Source organism: Sulfitobacter sp. M05 (assembly GCF_029285175.1).
GTDB lineage: Bacteria > Pseudomonadota > Alphaproteobacteria > Rhodobacterales > Rhodobacteraceae > Sulfitobacter.
In genome coordinates, this window is record NZ_JABEDH010000001.1 from 1,097,160 (window position 1) to 1,116,450 (window position 19,291).

Genomic DNA, 19,291 nt, shown 5'->3' on the forward strand with positions numbered 1-19,291 from the left:
TGCAGATAGGTCAATGCAAAACTCCCGTCAGATGAGGTGACCTTGGATATTTTCCCCTCGTCCCGCCGTTCAAATCTGTCACACTGCTCTTGATCATAGATGGAGAGACCAAATGAGCTTGATGAAAACCCTTGCAAAAGTTGCGGTTGGCGTGGCCATGGCCAAAGGTGCCAAGGCGATGATGGACAAAAACCGTGGCGGCCAGACACAGGGTGCTGGTGGCCTTGGCGGGTTGCTTGGTGGCATGGCCGGTGGCAGCGCGGGATCAGCTGGCGGCGGGCTTCAGGACATGTTGGGCGGTCTTTTGGGCGGTGCCGGCGGCGCAAGCGCGGGCGGCATGTCTGGCGGTCTGGGCGGATTGCTGAACCAGCTGGGCGGTGCCGGCGGGGGCGCGTCCGGCGGTGGTCTTGGCGGATTGCTGGGCGGCAGCGGCGCATCAGGTGGCGGTCTGGGTGGCCTGCTGGGCAGTCTGGCCGGTGCCGCTGGCGCGGGCGGACTTTTGGCCGGCGCAGGTGCAGCGGTGAACAAACGCCCCAAGACAAACGATCACGATTTCGGCGCAGTTCTGAACTCTCAGTTTGATTCAACACCGGAACCGGAAATAGAACCCTCGCAGGATCAGGAAGCCGCCGCAGGTCTGATGTTGGCTGCGATGATCCAAGCCGCCAAATCCGACGGCACTTTTGACGAGGCGGAAAAGGCCAAGCTGTTGGACCAGCTGGGCGATGTCGACGCGGAAGAAGCCGCATTTGTTCAGGCCCAATTGCAAGCGCCCGTTGATGTGGCCGGCCTTGTGCGTGAAACGCCAAACGGCATGGAGGGGCAAATCTATGCCATGTCGCTGCTGGGCATTGATCTGGACACTCAGCAAGAAGCGAAATACCTGCACGAGCTGGCTCAGGGCTATGGCATGAAACCAGCGCAGGTGAACGAAATCCACGCTCAGATGGGTGTGCCGTCCCTTTACACCTGAGACTAAACTGCCTGATAGACACAAAAAGCGCGCCCTGCCTCCAATGCAGGGCGCGTTTCTAATTTTTCACGGTTGTTACGCGGCCTGCTGCCCGCCCGGTTTTCCGCGCCCACCGCCACCGCGACGTCTGCGGTTGCCGCTTGCGGGTTTTCCAGCACCTTGCCCAGCACCGCCACCGCCACCGGGACGGCCACCGCCGCCGCCAGAGCGGCCACCACGACCACGGCCGCGCGACTGCTTGGGTTTTTCCTCGATCTCGGCCCCTTCCCACGGACGACCAGAGGCCACGGGGATACGGATTTTCATGACCTTCTGAATGGCAATCAATTCGCCCATCTCATCGGGTGCGCAAAAGGCCACAGCCGCCCCATCCTTGCCCGCCCGAGCAGTTCGGCCAATGCGGTGGACATAGTTGTCCGGCACATTTGGCAACTCATAGTTATAGACATGTTTAACGTCTGGAATATCAAGCCCCCGCGCCGCAACATCTGTCGCCACCAGCACGGTGACATCGCCAGACTTGAAACCGGCAATCGCGCGGTCGCGCTGACCTTGGGATTTGTTGCCATGGATGGATGCCGCGTCGAACCCTGCTTTCACCAGCGTTTTCATCAGCTTTTCACAGCCGTGTTTTGTGCGGCCAAAAACCAACGCACGTTCGCCCTTATGTTTGGCCAGCAACTCCATCAGCAAAGACTGCTTTTCCGCCTTGGCAATGAAATGCACCTCTTGGGTGATCTTATCCGCCGCTTTGCCCGGAGGCGAAACCTCGATGCGGATCGGGTTGCTCAGGTAGCTGTTGGCAATCTCGCTCATCAGCTTGGGCATGGTGGCCGAAAACAGCATCGTCTGGCGCTCTTTGGGCAGGACCGCAGAGATTTTGCGCAGATCATGGATGAACCCCATATCTAGCATTTGATCCGCTTCGTCCAAGACCAGAAACGTGGTCTCTTCAAGGCGCACGGCGCGGCGGTCCATCAGGTCAAGCAAACGACCTGGCGTCGCCACCAGCATGTCCACCCCTTTGGCAAGCCGCGAAATCTGTGGGTTGATTGACTGACCGCCAACAACCATTTGTGCTTTAAGTGGAGTGCCTTCGCAGAAACCTTTAAGGTTCTGCATGATCTGTTGTGCCAGCTCACGCGTCGGCGCAAGCACCAGTGCACGCACGGATTTGGGCGCTGGCCGCTTGGGGTTTTCCAGCATCTGCGCCACCAACGGCACACCAAAAGCGGCCGTTTTGCCGGTACCGGTTTGCGCCAGCCCCATCACGTCGCGCCCGTTCAACGCATGTGGAATCGCTTGTTTCTGGATCGGTGTCGGATCTTTCAGACCCATTTCAGTCAGGCGCGCCACCAGTTTCGCTGGCAGCTCCATCATGTCAAAATCGCTCATTCATTTTCTTTCTGCGCACGACGTTTCCGCACGCGATATGTGTCGGGCACAAATCTGCACCCCATGGGATCACGCGAAACCGGATCACAGGCAGGGACCAAATGTCACAAGCCTGTCCGTCGCGCTTCGCCCCACGCGTGATTTTGGGAACATCGGCGGCCTTGGTCAGCCGGACCGCATCATCGGGTCTGGCACTGCTCACGCGGCAGAAGGCATCGCTTGGTCTCCACATGGGGTACTGCGGCGGCTAAGTCAACCAACCGCTGGCCATGAGCGGCAAAAGACCGCCCGCGAACAGCCACGAAAGACTGGCGCGCAAGACCGGTCTCGCGTAAACAGGAACGCTACACGACACCCACTTTACGCTCCAAAGGCCGGCACCATGGTTAAATCCATCATTTCACGTTGCGAGGGCATGGGCCTGCGCATGACCGGCCAGCGCCGCATCATCGCGCAGGTAATCGAAAACAGCGATGATCACCCTGATGTCGAAGAGCTGTTTGCGCGCGCATCAGACCGCGACGCGGCAATATCAATCGCAACGGTATACCGGACGGTAAAGCTGTTTGAAGAAGCGGGCATTCTGGACAAGCTGGAATTCGGCGACGGACGCGCGCGCTATGAAGATGCAGAGCGTGACCACCATGACCACCTGATTGACCTCAATTCCGGCGCGGTGATCGAATTTGTCGATGCCGAGATCGAGGCACTACAGGAAAAGATTGCGCAAAAGCTGGGCTATGAATTGCGCGGCCACCGGATGGAGCTTTACGGCGTTCCGATCAAAAAGAGTGACGGCCCGACCTCCTAGGCTCAGGGCCCAAACAGACGGCCCCATCCGCCTTCCCTCAATAACACCAGAACCCGCGTCTATTTTCTTGCTCCTGCCGGTCAAACCGGTCATCTGAGATGACAACAGGTGAAACCCTCGGACAATTAAGGAAACCGTATGGATAATATGCGCGGCGCAGTGCTGATGGTGCTGGCGATGCTTGGATTCGCTCTGGAAGACATGTTTATCAAGCTGTTGTCGGGCGTTTCCAGTGTTGGGCAAATCCTTGTCATGTTGGGCACAGGGGGTGGCATCGTCTTTGGCGTGATTGTGTTAATGCAGGGCAAGTCTCTGTTTTCGCGCGATATGCTGTCAGCACCGATTGGGCTGCGGGCCTTGGGCGAAATGGTCGGCACCGTGGCATTCGTATCTGCCCTGTCACTCACCCCAATCTCAAGCGCCTCGGCGATTTTGCAAGCCACCCCGCTGGTGGTGACATTGGGCGCAGCCCTGTTTCTCGGCGAACCTGTCGGCTGGCGGCGTTGGAGCGCGATCTGTGTGGGTCTTTTTGGGGTCTTGCTGATCATCCGCCCCGGCATGGACAGCTTTCAGGTTCTTTCTCTGTTGGCTGTTGTCGCGGTGTTCATGCTGGCCCTGCGGGATCTGGCAACACGGCGCACCCCGGCGACGATTTCCACGATGCAGCTCAGCTTTCTCGGATTTATCGTGCTGATCCCCGCCGGCGCGCTGCTGATGCTGGCAAGCGGCAATGCAGTGGTTATCTTTGACGCCCAAGGCTGGATCTACTTTTGCGCCGCGCTTACCATCGGCGTTTTTGCCTATTACGCAATTGTTGCAGCCATGCGGGTCGGTGAGGTCAGCTTTGTCACCCCTTTCCGGTATGCCCGTCTGGTCTTTGCGCTGATCATCGGGGTGATCGTGTTCGCCGAATCCCCGGATATGCTCACCCTGATCGGCGCGGCGATCATCGTCCTGTCCGGCATTTATTCGGTTTGGCGCGAGCGAAGGGTCGCTGCCCGGGCCTAGGGGCAGGACCCTAAGACCTTTCCCCGACTGGTTTGTCGCGTTAAGAAGCGCGTAAAGCAGCTAAAGGACATCGCCATGAGCACGATCATTGATATTCACGCCCGCGAAATTCTCGACAGCAGGGGCAACCCGACCGTCGAGGTCGACGTGATTTTGGAAGACGGCACCATGGGCCGGGCCGCGGTCCCCTCTGGGGCATCAACCGGCGCTTACGAAGCCGTAGAGCGGCGCGACGGTGACAAGTCCCGCTATATGGGCAAAGGCGTTCTGGAGGCCTGTGCCGCGGTAAACGGCGAAATCGCTGACGCGCTGGTTGGACTTGACGCAACCGAGCAAGTTGAGCTGGACGAGATCATGATCGAACTCGACGGCACTGAAAACAAATCGCGCCTTGGTGCAAATGCAATCCTTGGTGTGTCCCTTGCTGCCGCCAAGGCCGCCGCAGATTTCTGCACACAGCCCTTGTTCCGCTATGTTGGCGGTACCTCTGCCCGCGTCTTGCCGGTGCCGATGATGAACATCATCAACGGCGGTGAACATGCGGATAATCCGATCGACATTCAGGAATTCATGATCATGCCCGTGGCCGCGGATAACATCCGCGACGCTGTGCGCATGGGCGCCGAAGTGTTTCACACCTTGAAAAAGGAACTTTCCGACGCTGGGCTTTCCACAGGTATCGGCGATGAAGGCGGCTTCGCACCTAACATTAGCTCAACACGAGATGCCCTTGATTTCGTTTTGAAATCCATTGAAAAAGCCGGATACAAGCCCGGTGATGACATGTGTCTTGCGCTTGATTGCGCCGCGACAGAATACTTCAAGGATGGCAAGTATGTGCTTGCCGGAGAAGGAAAAGCCCTTACCAGCGGCGAAAACGTCGACTATCTCGCTGCGCTGGTCAATGACTACCCGATTATCTCAATCGAAGACGGCATGTCCGAAGACGATTGGGATGGCTGGAAAGCCCTGACCGACGCCCTGGGCGACAAGGTTCAGCTGGTGGGCGACGATCTGTTTGTGACCAACCCTGCCCGCCTCGCCGATGGTATCGCCAAAGGTTCGGCGAATTCCATGCTGGTCAAAGTGAACCAGATCGGCACCCTGACCGAAACCCTAAAGGCCGTTGACATGGCCCATCGCGCCGGGTTCACCAATGTGATGTCGCACCGCTCAGGCGAAACCGAAGATGCGACAATCGCCGACCTCGCTGTTGCGACCAACTGTGGCCAGATCAAAACCGGTTCGCTGGCCCGTTCCGACAGATTGGCGAAATACAACCAGTTGATCCGCATCGAAGAAATACTTGGCGAAACGGCTGAATTTGCCGGCCGTAGCATTCTGAAATGATCACGGATACGGGGTGCGGCCTTGCTGCACCCCGAACCACAAGATGTCTCGCATCACTTTAACCCACGCAACCCGGCCTGACGATTTGAACGCTGTACGCGCCCTCTGCTGGGCTTACCGCGATTTCCTGCTGTCACATTCCGACATTGATCGTGACATCACCGAAACCTTTTACCCGGTTGCGAAATACACCGCCCTGATGGCCGATCTGCCCATATTGCACGCCCGCCCCAAAGGAATCGTGCTGCTTGCCCGCGACGCTGACGGGACGGCATTGGGCTGTGGCATGACCCATGCACTTGACGATGAAACCTCTGAAGTAAAACGGGTTTTCGTAAGTGACAGGGCTCGGGGCAAAGGCGTTGCCGCCCTGATCTGCACCGCCCTGATCACCCAGGCCAAAACAGACGGCTTTACCCGCATCGTTCTGGACACCTCCAAAAGCCTGCACGCCGCGCAGCGCCTCTATCAACGCCTCGGCTTTACCCCCTGCGCGCCCTATCAACCGATCCCCAAGGACGTGCTGCCAGAGCTGTTGTTCTACGAACGCGCCCTGTAACCCAATTCGGAAACGCCGAAACGGTATCGCGTCCCCTCAGCTTCATCTTGCCAATAAACTCAATCCCACCAGCAGACCCAACACCGTCGCCCACGTTCAACACAGGGGCACAATCCTTGTAAGGCCCCACAACGCCCAACTACCCCGGCAGGCTGACGATCCCGCCCCCCACAGCCGCACGTACCCCGGTTGTTGTCGCACAAGACGTCGCCATCCCTCGCGCCACCCGTACCGCCAGATAGGCAAAGGCCTGTGCCTCCAGCATATCACCGTCCAGCCCGATTTCCTCAATCGCAACCACAGGGCAGTCAAGACTGACGGCAAGCATTTGCATCAACACAGGATTGTTGCGTCCCCCCCCCGTAACAAAAACCCGTAATGGCAGACTTGGACAGTGCTGCATGGCCTCGGCCACACCTGTCGCACACATTGCTGTCAGCGTAGCCGCTGCATCGGCATCAGACAACTCCCCCACTAAGGCGATCATCTCAGAAAAATCATTCCGGTCCAATGACTTGGGCGGGATACGGGCAAAATATGGTTCCGCCAGAAACAACTCCAGCGCCCCCTGTTCCACCACGCCCCGCGCAGCCAGCTTGCCGCCCTCGTCAAAGGGGCGGCCCAAACGGCTCTGCATCAGATCATTCATCGGCGCATTGGCCGGCCCGGTGTCAAAAGCCAGCAAAGCCCCCACATCCTGTGGTCGCGCCACTGACGGATCCACCCAAGTCAAATTTCCAACGCCGCCAAGGTTCAAAAACGCAACCGGTTCCCTCAGCCCGGCAAACCGCGCACAGGCATGGTGAAAAAATGGGGCCAGTGGTGCCCCCTCGCCGCCCATCTCCACATCCGCACTGCGAAAATCCCAGACCACGGGGCATCCCAATCGCTGGGCCAGTGCCGCGCCATCACCGACCTGCAATGTCCCCTGCATACGTGGCGCATGTGACAGAGTTTGCCCGTGAAATCCAATAATATCAACCGGTTCCATCGGATCAAGCAAAGCAATATGCGCTTGTTCCACTACGTCAGCCGCGGCCTGAACCCTATCCCCATGCCATAGACCAAAACCGGCGGCGATCACATCCCGCTCTTGTGGTGTATAGGCCCGATAGGCAGATGGCCCGAACGCCAGAATATCATGCCCGTCCGTGACCAGTACCGCGGCATCCACCCCATCCAGCGAAGTACCCGACATCGCGCCCAACGCACGCACCGCACCATCCTTACTGATTGCCTTGCTCATATCCTGCCCCTCAAGCCGGGCCTTTCCCTTGGCGACCCTTGCGCCTATAGATGCCCCGCAAAGCAAGCGTGAGGCAAGACACCATGACCTACCACCCCAAATCGGATTTCATTAATGTAATGATGGAGCGCGGATTTCTGGCCGACTGCACCGATTATCAAGGGCTGGATGACGCCTTTGCCGCCGGTGTTGTACCTGCCTATATCGGTTATGACGCCACCGCCCAGTCCTTGCACGTGGGTCATCTGATGAACATCATGGTGCTGCGCTGGTTGCAGAAATGTGGTCATAAGCCGATCACTTTGATGGGCGGCGGCACCACCAAGGTGGGTGATCCTTCGTTCCGAAGCGATGAGCGGCCCCTGCTTGGACCAGAACAAATTGCGGCTAACATCTCGGGAATGCAGCAGGTTTTTGCAAAATATTTGCAATACGGCGATGCAAAGACCGATGCGATCATGCTGAACAATGCCGAATGGCTGGACCAGTTAAACTATCTTGATTTCTTGCGGGACATCGGACGCCATTTCAGCGTGAACCGTATGCTCAGCTTTGAGAGCGTAAAATCACGACTGGACCGTGAACAATCGCTGTCGTTCCTCGAATTCAACTACATGATCTTGCAGGCCTATGATTTTCTGGAAATCAACCGCCGCTATGGGTGCCTGTTGCAAATGGGGGGCTCGGACCAATGGGGCAATATCGTCAACGGTATCGACCTTACACGCCGGGTGCTGGACAACGAAATTTACGGGCTGACCACACCGCTTTTGACCACGTCAGACGGGCGCAAAATGGGCAAATCACAGGGCGGGGCAATCTGGCTCAACGGGGATATGTTGTCCCCTTATGAGTTCTGGCAGTTCTGGCGCAATACCACCGACGCTGACACCGGCAAGTTCTTGAAGCTATTCACAGAATTACCCGTAGAGGAATGCGAACGTCTGGGTGCGCTTGAAGGTTCCGAGATCAACGCTGCAAAGATCATCCTCGCCAATGAGGTGACCAAACTGCTGCACGGCGCGGAGGCCGCGACAGCCGCCGAAGCCACCGCGCGCGAAGTGTTTGAAAAAGGTGGTGTGGGCGACGACCTGCCAACTTTGACCCTCAGCGCAGACGAGGTGGGCGACGGGATATCCATCGTGCAACTTTTGGTAAAATCTGGCCTCGCGGGATCGGGCAAGGAAGCCAAGCGGCTGATTTCCGAGAACGGTGCCAAGCTTGACGATGCTCCGCTGACCGATGCCGGCTTGATGCTGGACACGGGCGCATTGTCGTCCCCGGTAAAGCTGAGCGCAGGCAAAAAACGCCACGCGCTGGTGCAAATCGGCTAAGCACTTAACGTCGTCTTAACCAAAACACGGGCTTCATCGGCATTATGTTCGATGAAGCCCGCCCCCCTGTCACGCCCCTGATGCAAGACCCCGCCTTTGCAAGGGCTTTGCAACTTTGCGGGCAAGAGCCGGTGATCCTGCCCAACGGGCAGTTGCTGCTGCGCCGACGCATCGCAGGTATCACCCTAACCATGCTGCCCCGTGCGACACCACCTGACGATCTGGCAGACCAGTTGCGCACCCTCGCCTTGCACCGCACCCCCCTGATCCTATCGCCCCAAGTGCCCTGCCCGCTACCGCGTGCCATGCGCCTGCGCGCGCCTGTCGACTTGGCGGTTCTTGACTTGCGCACCAGCCATAAAAACCGACGCGCCAGACTACATGGTAAATGGCGCAACCAATTGAAACGCAGCGAAGAACAAGATTTAAAAGTCAACCGCCGCCCTTTGCCTGCAGATCCCGATACCGCCGTTCTGCGTCAAGAAATGATACAATCGCGCAGTCGCGGATATGCCAACTGGCCCGCCCCGCTGACCGCCGGGTTTGCCAAAGCAGCCCAAAGTCAGACGCATGTGTTTCGGGCGCTTCACAAAGGGCACTCAGTGGCGCACATGCTGTTCTTGAGCCACGGGACCTGCGTCACATACCATCTTGGCCATATCAGCGATGATGGCAAAAAAAGGGGCGCGCATAACCTGCTGTTGTGGCGGGCGATGCGGTACTTTGCAAATCGCGGTTTCCTGCAAATGGACCTAGGTATGCTGCGTAAGGACACGCCAGAGCTGAACCGGTTTAAACTGCGCAGCGGTGCAACTCGTCAAAAAACCGGTGGCACACATCTTTACTGGCATCCCTTCACGGGGCACTAGCCTGCGGCGCGGTCTTCCAGATCCAACCATTCCTCTTCGAAAGAGGCCAGCTTTTCCTGACGTTCTACAAGGGCTTGCGTTGCTTTCTTAAACTTAACCGGTTCACGGGTGAACAATTCGGGATCGGCAAGCAAGCCTTCGACCTTGGAAATCTCGGCTTCCAACCGTGCAATCTCGGCGGGCAAAGCCTTGAGCCGGTGCTTTTCGGTAAAGCTCAGCCCCTTTTTCGCGGCCTTCTTCGGCTCCGCCTTGGCCACGACCGGCCGTTTAGTCTCGGTAACGCTGGTTTCGAAATCATCCTGCCCCCGTTGGGCAAGATAGTCAGTCCACCCACCGGCATAGACCGTAGCGCGCCCGTCACCTTCCATGGCGATTGTGGTGGCGGCAACCCGATCGAGAAAGTCGCGATCGTGACTGACCAGAATCACCGTGCCGTCATATTGCCCCAAAAGCTCCTGCAACAAATCCAGCGTTTCCACGTCCAGATCGTTTGTCGGTTCGTCCAACACCAGCAGGTTACTTTCACGGGCCATGATTTTGGCCAGTAACAAACGGGCCTTTTCGCCCCCTGAAAGCGAACGCACCGGCGCGCGCGCCTGCCCCTCGTCAAACAGGAATTCCTTAAGGTAGCCAACAACGTGCTTTGGGTTGCCGCGCACCAGAACCTGATCCGCCTTGCCCGAAACCCGCATCTCTGGATCGCCGGTCAGTGATTCCCAAAGGGTCATGTCACCATCCAGCTGGGCACGCGCCTGATCAAACAGCGCCAGCGCCAGATTCGTGCCCAAGGTCACCGTGCCCTGATCTGGCAATTCCTTGCCAATCAACATGTTCAACAGCGTTGTTTTGCCCACCCCATTCGGCCCGACGAGGGCAATGCGATCACCGCGCTGCACCTTCAATGAAAAATCCCGCAGAATGGTCTTTTCACCAAATTTCTTGGCGATACCTACCGCTTCGATCACCTTGCGGCCCGACTTTGGCCCGGCCTCAAGCGCCATTGCCGCAGCGCCCTGCCGGTTAATCTGCGACGCCCGCTCCGCACGTAAATCCTGTAACGCTCGCACACGGCCCTGATTGCGTTTGCGCCGCGCGGAAATGCCCTCAACAGCCCACCGCGCTTCCGCCTTGATTTTGCGATTCAACTTGTGCCGCTGGGTGTCCTCTTCTTCCCAGACCTGATCTCGCCAGGCTTCGAATGCGGCGAAACCTTTTTCCTGTCGTTTCACAGAACCCCTGTCAATCCAGAGGGTTGCACGCGTTAATTCACGTAAAAATGCACGGTCGTGACTGATGATAACAAAGGCGGTGCGCGTGCCCTTCAACTCGTCTTCCAGCCAGCGGATCGCTTCAATATCCAGATGGTTTGTCGGCTCGTCCAACAACATCAACTCCGGCTCTTCCGCCATCAGCCGCGCCAAGGCCGCCCGGCGTCTTTCGCCACCGCTGGCCGTCGCGACCGGACGTGCGGGATCAAATTTCAATCCTTCACCGGCGCGTTCAACCTTGTACATCTCCGACAGTTCAAGCGTTGCCGACGCAAAATCACCCAGCGTTTCATAGCCACTCAGATCCGGATCCTGTTCCATGTAACCGACAGAGACACCTGGCCCGGCAATCACATCCCCGCTATCGGCTTCGACCAGACCGGCCATCACCTTCATCAGCGTGGATTTACCCGACCCGTTACGCCCGACCAGCGCCACTCGATCGCCGGCCTGTACGACCAACGAAAGGCCTTCAAACACCGGATCACCCCCAAAGGTGAGCGAGATGTCGTTGAGTTGTAAAAGAGGAGCGCGTGCCATGGCATGCTGCTAAACCCGCACCTTGCAAAGGTCAACGCGCCCTGACCTTCATCTTGCCAATAAACTCAAACCAACGCCCGCAACAAACGCTTGCGCTGCGCCGGAATCGCCGCGACTTCCAGCCCGGTAAACACATGTAAGGTGTTCATCTCATAATCGACAACGGCATGATCACTAACCCGCCCACCCATCGCCAAATAGCTACGCAGCAAAGGCGGCATCACACGCCAGGCTTTGGTCAAATTCGGTTTGAATTTGGCTTTCTCAGCATATTCATAGACATGAGCGGCCTTGCGCGCGGGTGACCAGCTTGCTGGCGCCACATGGCGGGCCCGCAGCAAGGCAAAAGCGTCAAGATAGATATCGGGGTCTACCCCCTGGAACGACGTACACCCAAACAGCATGTCCACCTGCAACCGATCCACAACTTCGGTGATTGCCGCCCAGACAATGCGCACCACATCAGGATCATGACACCCGGGGGCCACACAAAACCGCCCCAATTCCAGCATCCGCCCGCCAAAAGCTGCCAGCGCGGACAACTCGTAAAACTGCGCCGCATAACTTTGGGTCAGGCTGCCCCTTTCCAAGGACAGCAAACGAAAACAAGAAACCAATGTGTCACTTGCAGTATCTTCGACAAGAATCTGGGTACTTCGCGTATCAAAGACATCCGCGCCGGCAATTGTTTCTGCCCCGAAACATGCCTGCCGCAGCGCACAGGCCGCAGCCCTATCGGCATCATCAATTGCAGGGCGGGCCCGCAACCTGCCTTTGATCAACGGCTCAATCATACCTTAACTGCGCCTTGCAACGCGTTGATGCGAAACAAGAAGCAGCTGTTCATGCAGCGCTAGCTCCCGAAACTTGTCGGGTTAAACCGTCCGATATTACCCAGCAGTTGCCGCAGGAAGCTGTTGTCACTGACAGCCGAGGACGTGACTCGACGCGACAGCGGCACAACCTGCCCGCGCTCCAATCCAAAGCGTTCGACATTCTGAACAATACCGGCATCGCTAAAACTGATCGCGACAACCTGCCGGTCAATCTCCTGTGGTGCCAAGGGCCCAATCGTGCGGGTGCGCATCCGCACGTAGTAATACCCCGATTCATTCAACACCCCGGACGAGGCCGGCACACCAACCTTCTCGGCCACCGTTTCGCGGGTGTCACTGCCTACGGCAATCTGGGCAAGATCTTCTTCAGGTGGCACGTAACCATAGTTGTTAAACTGGGGCGCACATCCGGCACCCCCAAACGCCAAGGCAAAAACCGTTGCATGTAGGGCGTGACGGCCCGTTCGGCGAGTGATACGCATAATGTCTGCCCTCTTGGCCATGGAACTTCCGGCTTTTATTCCGCATACACCATGCTGCACCTTGTGTTCAAGAAACGAAAGTAGACCAGATATGGCGCAACTTCCTCCCAGCGAAACAGCGATACGCGTATCAGAGCTGTCCCAAACCGTCGAAAACACCTTTGAACTGCGCCCCGAGGGCGAGGAATTGAAGGAAATTGGCGCAGAACTTGGTTTTAGCTCTCTGCGTAAACTTTCGTTCAACGGGCGTATTGCGCCCCTTGCTGGCACCGACTGGACGCTGACCGCGCGTCTGGGGGCCACGGTTGTGCAGCCCTGTGTGGTCACCCTCGAACCGGTCACCACCCGGATTGATGTGGACGTAACCCGTCATTTCATCAGCACATTCGCCTATCCTGACGAACCCGAAGTCGAAATGCCGGAGGATGACACCTGCGAACCTTTGGGCAGCTGGATCGACCCCGGTATCGTTATGCTTGAGGCACTGGCGCTGGCGGCACCAGATTATCCCCGTAAAGACAACGCCGAACTGGGCCAGATGGTTTATACCAAGCCCGGCGAAGCCCCGATGACCGACGAAGATGCCCGTCCGTTTGCCGGATTGGCCGATCTAAAGAGCAAACTGGAAAAGGGCGGCCACTGACAAGAAGCGGCGCAGCGGCGAATCCCCCTTGCGCCTGATCGTTTTCGCAGTATTTTGCCGCTCTCACTCCAATTAGGCCCGACCTTTCCTAATTAAGGTTGGACATCACCCGCCGCTTTGCCTAAAGCGGCGACACGCCCGATCCGGGGTAAATAGAAACACGGGGCTTGGTCTGCGCAAATGTGGCCCGGCCCCCCGAATGACAAAGGCACCAGTCATGGCTGTCCAGCAGAATAAAGTTTCCAAGTCGCGCCGCAACAACCGTCGTGCGCATGATTCGCTTACCGCAGCGAACCCAGATGAATGCTCCAACTGTGGCGAGCTGAAGCGCCCGCACCACGTTTGTGCATCTTGCGGTCACTATGACGAAAAAGAAATCGTCGTACTGACAGAAGAAGTCGACCTGGAAGACGACGCAGCCTAAGCTGGGCCATCGTTTGTTCAGATCATAAGGGGTACGCGCATCCATGACGGCACCGACCGATCATACTGACGCGACGGACCCTGCCCAGGTGGATCAGGCCCAGTCAAACGGGAACCTGTCCCAAGGGCGCACCCTGATTTCCGTGGATGCCATGGGGGGTGATGAAGGCCCGGCAGCTGTTGTTGCCGGGTGTTCTTTGTCTGCCAAGATCAATCCGGATATTGCCTTTATCCTGCACGGGGATGAGGCCCAGCTTGCCCCGTTGGTGCAACGCGACCCCCATCTGGGCGGACGTTGTGACATCCGCCATGCCAGCGGTGTGGTCAGCATGGATGACAAACCCAGTCATGTGGTGCGCACCGGCAAGGACACCTCGATGTGGGCGACGGTCGAATCTGTCCGCTCGGGCGAATCCGCTGTTGCGGTTTCCTGTGGCAATACCGGTGCCCTGATGGCGATTTCAACGATCCGGCTGCGCAAGCTGCCCGGCGTCAACCGGCCTGCCATTGCGGTGCTATACCCGTCTGCCAATAAGAACGGCTTTAACGTGATGCTGGATGTCGGCGCAGATATCCGCGCCGACGCCGAAGATCTTTTGCGTTTCGCCTTGATGGGCGCGTCTTATGCCCGCAACGGCATGGACCTGAAAAAGCCACGTGTGGGTCTGCTGAATGTGGGCACCGAAGAACACAAAGGCCGCGCCGAACTCAAAGAAGCTTATGATCTGATTCGCGCCCAAGAAATGGAAGTCGGCTATGATTTTGTCGGCTTTGTCGAAGGCGGCGATATCTCCGGCGATAAGGTCGACGTGATCGTAACTGACGGTTTCACCGGCAATGTGGCGATCAAGACCGGCGAAGGCACAGCCAAGCTTGTCGGGCTGCGCCTGCGCGAAGCGTTCAAATATTCAGTTTTGTCCAAGCTGGCCTCGCTTCTGGCCTATACGTCCTTGCGGCGGCTGAGCGTCAAGATCGATCCCCGCCGCGTAAATGGCGGTGTGTTTTTGGGGTTGAACGGCACAGTCGTCAAGTCCCACGGCTCCGCAGATGCAACGGGTGTCTCGGCTGCGATCAAACTGGCCGCGCAATTGGCCCAGAACCAATTCAACGAAAGATTGGCCGCACGCATTGCTGCCACCCTACCGGTCGAGGAGTCCCCAGAATGACCACCCGTGCTGTTGTTGTCGGTTGTGGGCACTACCTGCCCACCCGTGTGGTCGAGAATGCTGAATTCGAAGCGACGCTCGACACCGATGACCAATGGATCCGCTCGCGTTCGGGCATCGAACGGCGGCATTTCGCCTCTGAAGGCGAGACGACCTCAACCATGGCCACTGCCGCCGCCAAGGCGGCACTGGAGGACGCCGGCCTGCAACCGGATGACGTCGACGCCATTGTGCTGGCCACCTCGACCGCCGATTTCACCTTCCCGTCCGCGGCCACCATGGTACAGGACCAGCTGGGCATGACACAGGGGTATGCCTTTGATGTGCAAGCGGTTTGTGCTGGATTTGTTTTCGCCCTTAGCAATGCCAATGCGCTGATTGCGTCGGGTCAGGCCAAACGTGTGCTGGTGATTGGCTCCGAGACATTCAGCAAGATCATGGATTGGACCGACCGCAGCACCTGTGTGCTGTTTGGCGATGGTGCCGGTGCGCTGTTGCTTGAGGCGCAAGATGGCAACGGGGACGCGTCAGATCGCGGAATCCTTGCCACTGACCTGAATTCCGACGGTCGCCACCGCGAATTGCTTTATGTCGACGGCGGGGTCAGCACCGGCACCACCGGCTATCTGCGTATGCAAGGCAATCAGGTGTTCCGCCACGCTGTGGCCAAACTGGCCGCCACCGCCACAACGGCAATGGAACGCGCAGGGGTCACCGCATCAGACGTCGATTGGATCGTGCCGCATCAGGCCAACATCCGCATCATTCAGGGCACCGCCAAGAAACTTGACCTGCCGATGGAAAATGTTGTGGTGACGGTGCAGGATCATGGCAATACCTCTGCGGCCTCGATCCCTCTGGCCCTGTCGGTTGGGCGGGCGCGTGGACAGATCAAACCGAACGATTTGATTGTAACCGAGGCAATCGGTGGCGGGCTGGCCTGGGGGGCGGTTGTCTTGCGCTGGTAAGCCGTTCTTAAAGACGCCTGCCCAAGTCATTGATATTGACTCTTAAATTTGCCCGCCGTTATGGTGGGAAAAACCCGGGGGAAGTTGAATGACGAATAAAACCTTGACGCGCATGGACCTGAGTGAAGCTGTCTTTCGCGAAGTGGGTCTGTCGCGCAACGAAAGCGCGCAGCTGGTCGAATCTGTTCTGGATCATATGTCCGACGCGCTGGTCAGCGGTGATCAGGTCAAGATTTCGTCTTTTGGCACTTTTTCTGTCCGTGACAAGACCGCCCGCGTGGGCCGCAATCCCAAAACCGGCGAAGAAGTACCGATCAACCCGCGCCGTGTGCTGACTTTCCGTCCTTCGCACCTGATGAAAGACCGGGTCGCGGACGGCAACAAGTCCTGATCCCATGCCCAAGTCTGCGGACGCTTTTCGCACCATCTCCGAAGTTGCCGACTGGCTGGGCATTCAGGCCCATGTGTTGCGCTTTTGGGAAAGCAAGTTCACACAGGTCCGCCCAGTAAAACGGGCTGGCGGGCGACGCTATTACCGCCCGAATGACATGCTGTTGCTGGGCGGCATCCGGCAGTTGCTGCATGAGGATGGGTTGACCATCAAAGGCGTGCAGAAAATTCTGCGCGAAGAAGGCATGTCACATGTTGCGAGCCTGTCCCAGCCGCTGGACGAGCTGACCCAATCCCTGATTGACGAAACACCACCGACACCCTTTATCGAAGCCCCCGAAGCGCCGCAGGAAGAAACCGGCGTTGTGTTGAGCTTTGACAAGAAACCGGCGCAAGCCGATGACACCGCTGAGCAGCAGCCCACCGAGGATGTGGTAAAGGGTGCCGCGCCAGAGCCTCAAGAGCCAACTGTAGACGCCGCAGAGGTGGCACCGGATGCCAAGGCCGACGCGCAAGCGGATCAGGTCGGCGAGACGGCCAAGGCCATCGCTGATAGCGCGCAACAATCTGATGCTCCCGCACCTGAAGCGCCCCTAGCCGAAAAGCCCGTAGCCGAAAAGACAGAATCCGAAACAGCGTCCCTCCCATCAGCCCCTGCCGAGGTTCCGGAACCCACAGGCAACACGCCGCGGGCCGAAGAGGCACCAGAGGTAGCTCAGGAAGCCGCGGTTGAACCGGCACCACCGGTGAACGAACACATCACGATTGTTGACCCCGCACCAGCACCGCGCCCGGAACCCGATTTCGAGAAAATACCTTTGGTCGCTGACGAGCCTAAGGTAGAGACCGAGAGCGAGGTACAGGAAACCACTGTCGATACATCGCTGGATGAAGCGGAACCGACCCCTGTTGAAACGCATCCCCAAACACCGGACACCGACGCGGCACAGGATGCCCAAGCGAGCGCCCTGCCCGCCGACCCCGCACCAGAGCCTGCCTCGCCAGCCGCACCAAAGCCGCGCGTGGTTGACCTGCCCGCCTTGACACCGGAACATCAGATCACTGCACATCCCGCGATCCTGAGCGCCGCATACCGGCACAAGCAGATCACCAAAGCGCAGGCCCGCAAGCTTGCGCCGCTGCTGGATAAACTGACGATCCTGCGCGATTCCATGGCGGCCACGCGGTCCGGTGCCACGCAAACAGGTGCGTCCCCCGTATCAAACGACTAAACCGATGCACTTCCTGCGACTTCCCTCTTGCACGCCTGCAAAGTTCAGGTATGAACGCCCTCATGTCGGGCTATGGCGCAGCCTGGTAGCGCGTCCGTCTGGGGGACGGAAGGTCGCAGGTTCGAGTCCTGCTAGCCCGACCAACCGACATACATCAAACGCTCGCAGCCCTTTGGGTGTGCGGGCGTTTGACTTTCCAGAAGAGGCCCTCGAATGAAAGACGTCATGCAGGGTGTGATCCCCAATCAATTGATCCAGACAATGATCGACACTGGCGAAATCACTGCCCGTCCTGCGGTCATTCCAGAACAGATCCAGCCGGCCAGCCTGGATCTGCGTTTGGGCGATGTGGCCTACCGCGTGCGGGCGTCGTTTCTGGCCGGGCACAATGCCAAAGTGACCGACCGCCTTGCGGAATTTGAGATGCACCGCGTCGACCTGAATGACGGGGCTGTGCTGGAAAAGGGCTGTGTTTATGTTGTGCCGCTGATGGAACGGCTGGATTTGCCCGCCGATCTCTCTGCAGTCGCCAATGCCAAAAGCTCGACCGGACGGCTTGACCTTTTGACGCGCACCATCACCGATGGCGGCACCGAGTTTGACCGAATTGCGCCGGGGTATTGCGGCCCGCTTTACGCCGAAATCTGCCCGCGCTCGTTTTCTGTGCTGGTACGGCCCGGAATGCGCCTGAACCAGATCAGATTCGGACGCGGCGATGCGGTCTTGCAGGACGACGCCCTGCGCGCCTTGCACAATGTCACACCTTTGGTCGATGGCGCAGCGGTGATTGACGAGGGGTTGGGGTTTTCTGTTGATCTGAAACTGCCTGACACAACGCTGGTCGGTTACCGTGCCAAGCCGCACACCGGGGTGATTGATCTGGACAAGATCGGCCATTACGATCCGGCAGAATATTGGGAGGAAGTTCACACCGGCAACGGGCAGATCATCCTTGATCCCGGTGCGTTTTACATCCTTGTCAGCCGTGAGGCCGTGACCATCCCACCGGATTACGCCGCTGAAATGGCCCCCTATCTGGCCATGGTTGGCGAATTCCGCGTGCATTACGCCGGTTTTTTCGACCCTGGCTTTGGCCATGGCGATGCCGGTGGTGCCGGATCACGCGGGGTGCTTGAGGTGCGCTGTCACGAGGCCCCGTTTGTGCTGGAACACGGGCAGGTCGTGGGCCGTCTGGTCTATGAACGCATGTGCGAGCCACCTACACAGCTCTATGGGGCTGCACTGGCGTCCAATTATCAGGGTCAGGGCCTCAAGCTGTCAAAACACTTCAAGGCCTGATCCAGCTCCCCCTCACCAGACGATTCTTAAATCTAGGCACAGAGGAACCCTGTCAGAGGATGTTGTGACGTCGCCGGCGCTATTTTACCCGCCGCATCACTTTCATCGCCTGTTTCGCCTGACGGGCCTGTTGGCGGGCGTGACGGGCTTGCCGCCGCTCTTCCTGCGTTGGCTTTGGCGGGATCGGATTGCCATAGTCATCCAACATATCCGGCGGCAAAGACTGGCCCTTGCGGCGTTGTCCCATCTGGCTTGCCTTGTCGAAACCCGCGTTGACACCACGGCGGATCAACTGGTTCGTCACCTGACGGATAATCATATTGATGATCTGGTTCATGAACTGTTCCTCGTTTTGCCTCACCTCCCTATATAACAGGGATTGCGGCGATTTTCAGGCCTGTTAGCCGAAACCCGCGTGAAAATCGCACGTACGACGTAACACGGTTCCTACAACCCTTGCGGAAATCAAAGGTTTCAACACGTTTTAGCGCCTGAACTT

At 58.1% G+C, this 19,291-nt stretch carries 20 protein-coding genes and 1 tRNA gene; 15 read left to right on the forward strand and 6 right to left on the reverse strand.

Annotation, left to right across the window (positions count from 1 at the left end; translation table 11 throughout):
• Positions 1-112: 112 nt before the first annotated feature.
• The gene (locus tag HKX44_RS05555) at positions 113-973 is read left to right on the forward strand and encodes a DUF533 domain-containing protein (RefSeq protein ID WP_276150288.1); all 861 of its coding nucleotides are present in this window, start codon (positions 113-115) and stop codon (positions 971-973) included.
• 75 nt (positions 974-1,048) lie between these two features.
• Here HKX44_RS05555 and HKX44_RS05560 read toward each other — a convergent pair whose 3' ends face one another.
• A complete protein-coding gene (locus HKX44_RS05560) occupies positions 1,049-2,368 on the reverse strand; it encodes a DEAD/DEAH box helicase (RefSeq protein ID WP_276150289.1) in 1,320 nt (439 codons plus the stop codon).
• Positions 2,369-2,750: 382 nt separating this feature from the next.
• Between HKX44_RS05560 and HKX44_RS05565 the strand changes: the two genes are divergently transcribed.
• The 4 genes from HKX44_RS05565 (at position 2,751) to HKX44_RS05580 (ending at position 6,096) form a co-directional block, all read left to right on the forward strand.
• Positions 2,751-3,179: a Fur family transcriptional regulator gene (locus tag HKX44_RS05565; RefSeq protein ID WP_276150290.1), complete on the forward strand. Its 429-nt coding sequence runs from the start codon at positions 2,751-2,753 to the stop codon at positions 3,177-3,179.
• 138 nt (positions 3,180-3,317) lie between these two features.
• The gene (locus tag HKX44_RS05570) at positions 3,318-4,187 is read left to right on the forward strand and encodes a DMT family transporter (RefSeq protein ID WP_276150291.1); all 870 of its coding nucleotides are present in this window, start codon (positions 3,318-3,320) and stop codon (positions 4,185-4,187) included.
• 75 nt (positions 4,188-4,262) lie between these two features.
• Positions 4,263-5,537: a phosphopyruvate hydratase gene (gene eno / locus HKX44_RS05575; protein ID WP_276150292.1), complete on the forward strand. Its 1,275-nt coding sequence runs from the start codon at positions 4,263-4,265 to the stop codon at positions 5,535-5,537.
• A 43-nt stretch (positions 5,538-5,580) separates the two neighbouring features.
• Positions 5,581-6,096 (forward strand): GNAT family N-acetyltransferase, encoded by a 516-nt coding sequence (locus HKX44_RS05580; protein WP_276150293.1) that lies wholly within the window; start codon positions 5,581-5,583, stop codon positions 6,094-6,096.
• 139 nt (positions 6,097-6,235) lie between these two features.
• Here HKX44_RS05580 and HKX44_RS05585 read toward each other — a convergent pair whose 3' ends face one another.
• Positions 6,236-7,342 carry an anhydro-N-acetylmuramic acid kinase gene (locus HKX44_RS05585; protein WP_276150294.1) on the reverse strand — a complete coding sequence of 369 codons (1,107 nt, stop codon included), beginning with the start codon at positions 7,340-7,342 and terminating at the stop codon, positions 6,236-6,238.
• A gap of 83 nt (positions 7,343-7,425) precedes the next feature.
• Here HKX44_RS05585 and tyrS point away from each other — a divergent pair, with 83 nt between their 5' ends.
• Positions 7,426-8,676 carry a tyrosine--tRNA ligase gene (gene tyrS, locus HKX44_RS05590; protein WP_276150295.1) on the forward strand — a complete coding sequence of 417 codons (1,251 nt, stop codon included), beginning with the start codon at positions 7,426-7,428 and terminating at the stop codon, positions 8,674-8,676.
• Positions 8,677-8,720: 44 nt separating this feature from the next.
• Positions 8,721-9,545 (forward strand): GNAT family N-acetyltransferase, encoded by an 825-nt coding sequence (locus HKX44_RS05595; protein ID WP_276150296.1) that lies wholly within the window; start codon positions 8,721-8,723, stop codon positions 9,543-9,545.
• Here the strand turns inward: HKX44_RS05595 and HKX44_RS05600 are convergent.
• From HKX44_RS05600 to bamE, 3 genes are all read right to left on the reverse strand, one after another.
• The gene (locus tag HKX44_RS05600; protein ID WP_276150297.1) at positions 9,542-11,353 is read right to left on the reverse strand and encodes an ABC-F family ATP-binding cassette domain-containing protein; all 1,812 of its coding nucleotides are present in this window, start codon (positions 11,351-11,353) and stop codon (positions 9,542-9,544) included. The two genes, HKX44_RS05595 and HKX44_RS05600, sit on opposite strands and share 4 nt — an antisense overlap.
• 65 nt (positions 11,354-11,418) lie before the next feature.
• On the reverse strand, positions 11,419-12,147 hold the full coding sequence (locus tag HKX44_RS05605) for a GNAT family N-acetyltransferase (protein WP_276150298.1): 729 nt from the start codon (positions 12,145-12,147) through the stop codon (positions 11,419-11,421).
• A 59-nt stretch (positions 12,148-12,206) separates the two neighbouring features.
• Complete coding sequence (gene bamE / locus HKX44_RS05610) at positions 12,207-12,671, reverse strand: outer membrane protein assembly factor BamE (protein WP_276150299.1); 465 nt, start codon at positions 12,669-12,671, stop codon at positions 12,207-12,209.
• A 91-nt stretch (positions 12,672-12,762) separates the two neighbouring features.
• Between bamE and HKX44_RS05615 the strand changes: the two genes are divergently transcribed.
• The 8 genes from HKX44_RS05615 to HKX44_RS05650 all read left to right on the forward strand — a co-directional run bounded on the left by HKX44_RS05615 (position 12,763) and on the right by HKX44_RS05650 (position 18,792).
• Positions 12,763-13,314, forward strand: coding sequence for a DUF177 domain-containing protein (locus HKX44_RS05615; protein ID WP_276150300.1), 552 nt, complete (start codon positions 12,763-12,765; stop codon positions 13,312-13,314).
• A gap of 217 nt (positions 13,315-13,531) precedes the next feature.
• Complete coding sequence (gene rpmF, locus HKX44_RS05620) at positions 13,532-13,738, forward strand: 50S ribosomal protein L32 (protein WP_025044958.1); 207 nt, start codon at positions 13,532-13,534, stop codon at positions 13,736-13,738.
• 43 nt (positions 13,739-13,781) lie between these two features.
• A complete protein-coding gene (plsX, locus tag HKX44_RS05625) occupies positions 13,782-14,903 on the forward strand; it encodes a phosphate acyltransferase PlsX (RefSeq protein WP_276150301.1) in 1,122 nt (373 codons plus the stop codon).
• A complete protein-coding gene (locus tag HKX44_RS05630; RefSeq protein WP_276150302.1) occupies positions 14,900-15,871 on the forward strand; it encodes a beta-ketoacyl-ACP synthase III in 972 nt (323 codons plus the stop codon). The genes plsX and HKX44_RS05630 overlap by 4 nt, the downstream gene beginning before the upstream one ends.
• Positions 15,872-15,959: 88 nt before the next feature.
• Positions 15,960-16,262, forward strand: a complete 303-nt coding sequence (gene ihfA, locus HKX44_RS05635) for an integration host factor subunit alpha (protein WP_025044961.1) — start codon at positions 15,960-15,962, stop codon at positions 16,260-16,262.
• Positions 16,263-16,266: 4 nt separating this feature from the next.
• A complete protein-coding gene (locus HKX44_RS05640; RefSeq protein WP_276150303.1) occupies positions 16,267-17,493 on the forward strand; it encodes a MerR family transcriptional regulator in 1,227 nt (408 codons plus the stop codon).
• 66 nt (positions 17,494-17,559) lie between these two features.
• Positions 17,560-17,636 (forward strand) — tRNA-Pro (locus HKX44_RS05645).
• An 82-nt stretch (positions 17,637-17,718) separates the two neighbouring features.
• Positions 17,719-18,792: a 2'-deoxycytidine 5'-triphosphate deaminase gene (locus tag HKX44_RS05650; protein WP_276150814.1), complete on the forward strand. Its 1,074-nt coding sequence runs from the start codon at positions 17,719-17,721 to the stop codon at positions 18,790-18,792.
• A gap of 79 nt (positions 18,793-18,871) precedes the next feature.
• Here HKX44_RS05650 and HKX44_RS05655 read toward each other — a convergent pair whose 3' ends face one another.
• A complete protein-coding gene (locus tag HKX44_RS05655) occupies positions 18,872-19,129 on the reverse strand; it encodes a hypothetical protein (RefSeq protein ID WP_276150304.1) in 258 nt (85 codons plus the stop codon).
• Between the last annotated feature and the right edge of the window lie 162 nt (positions 19,130-19,291).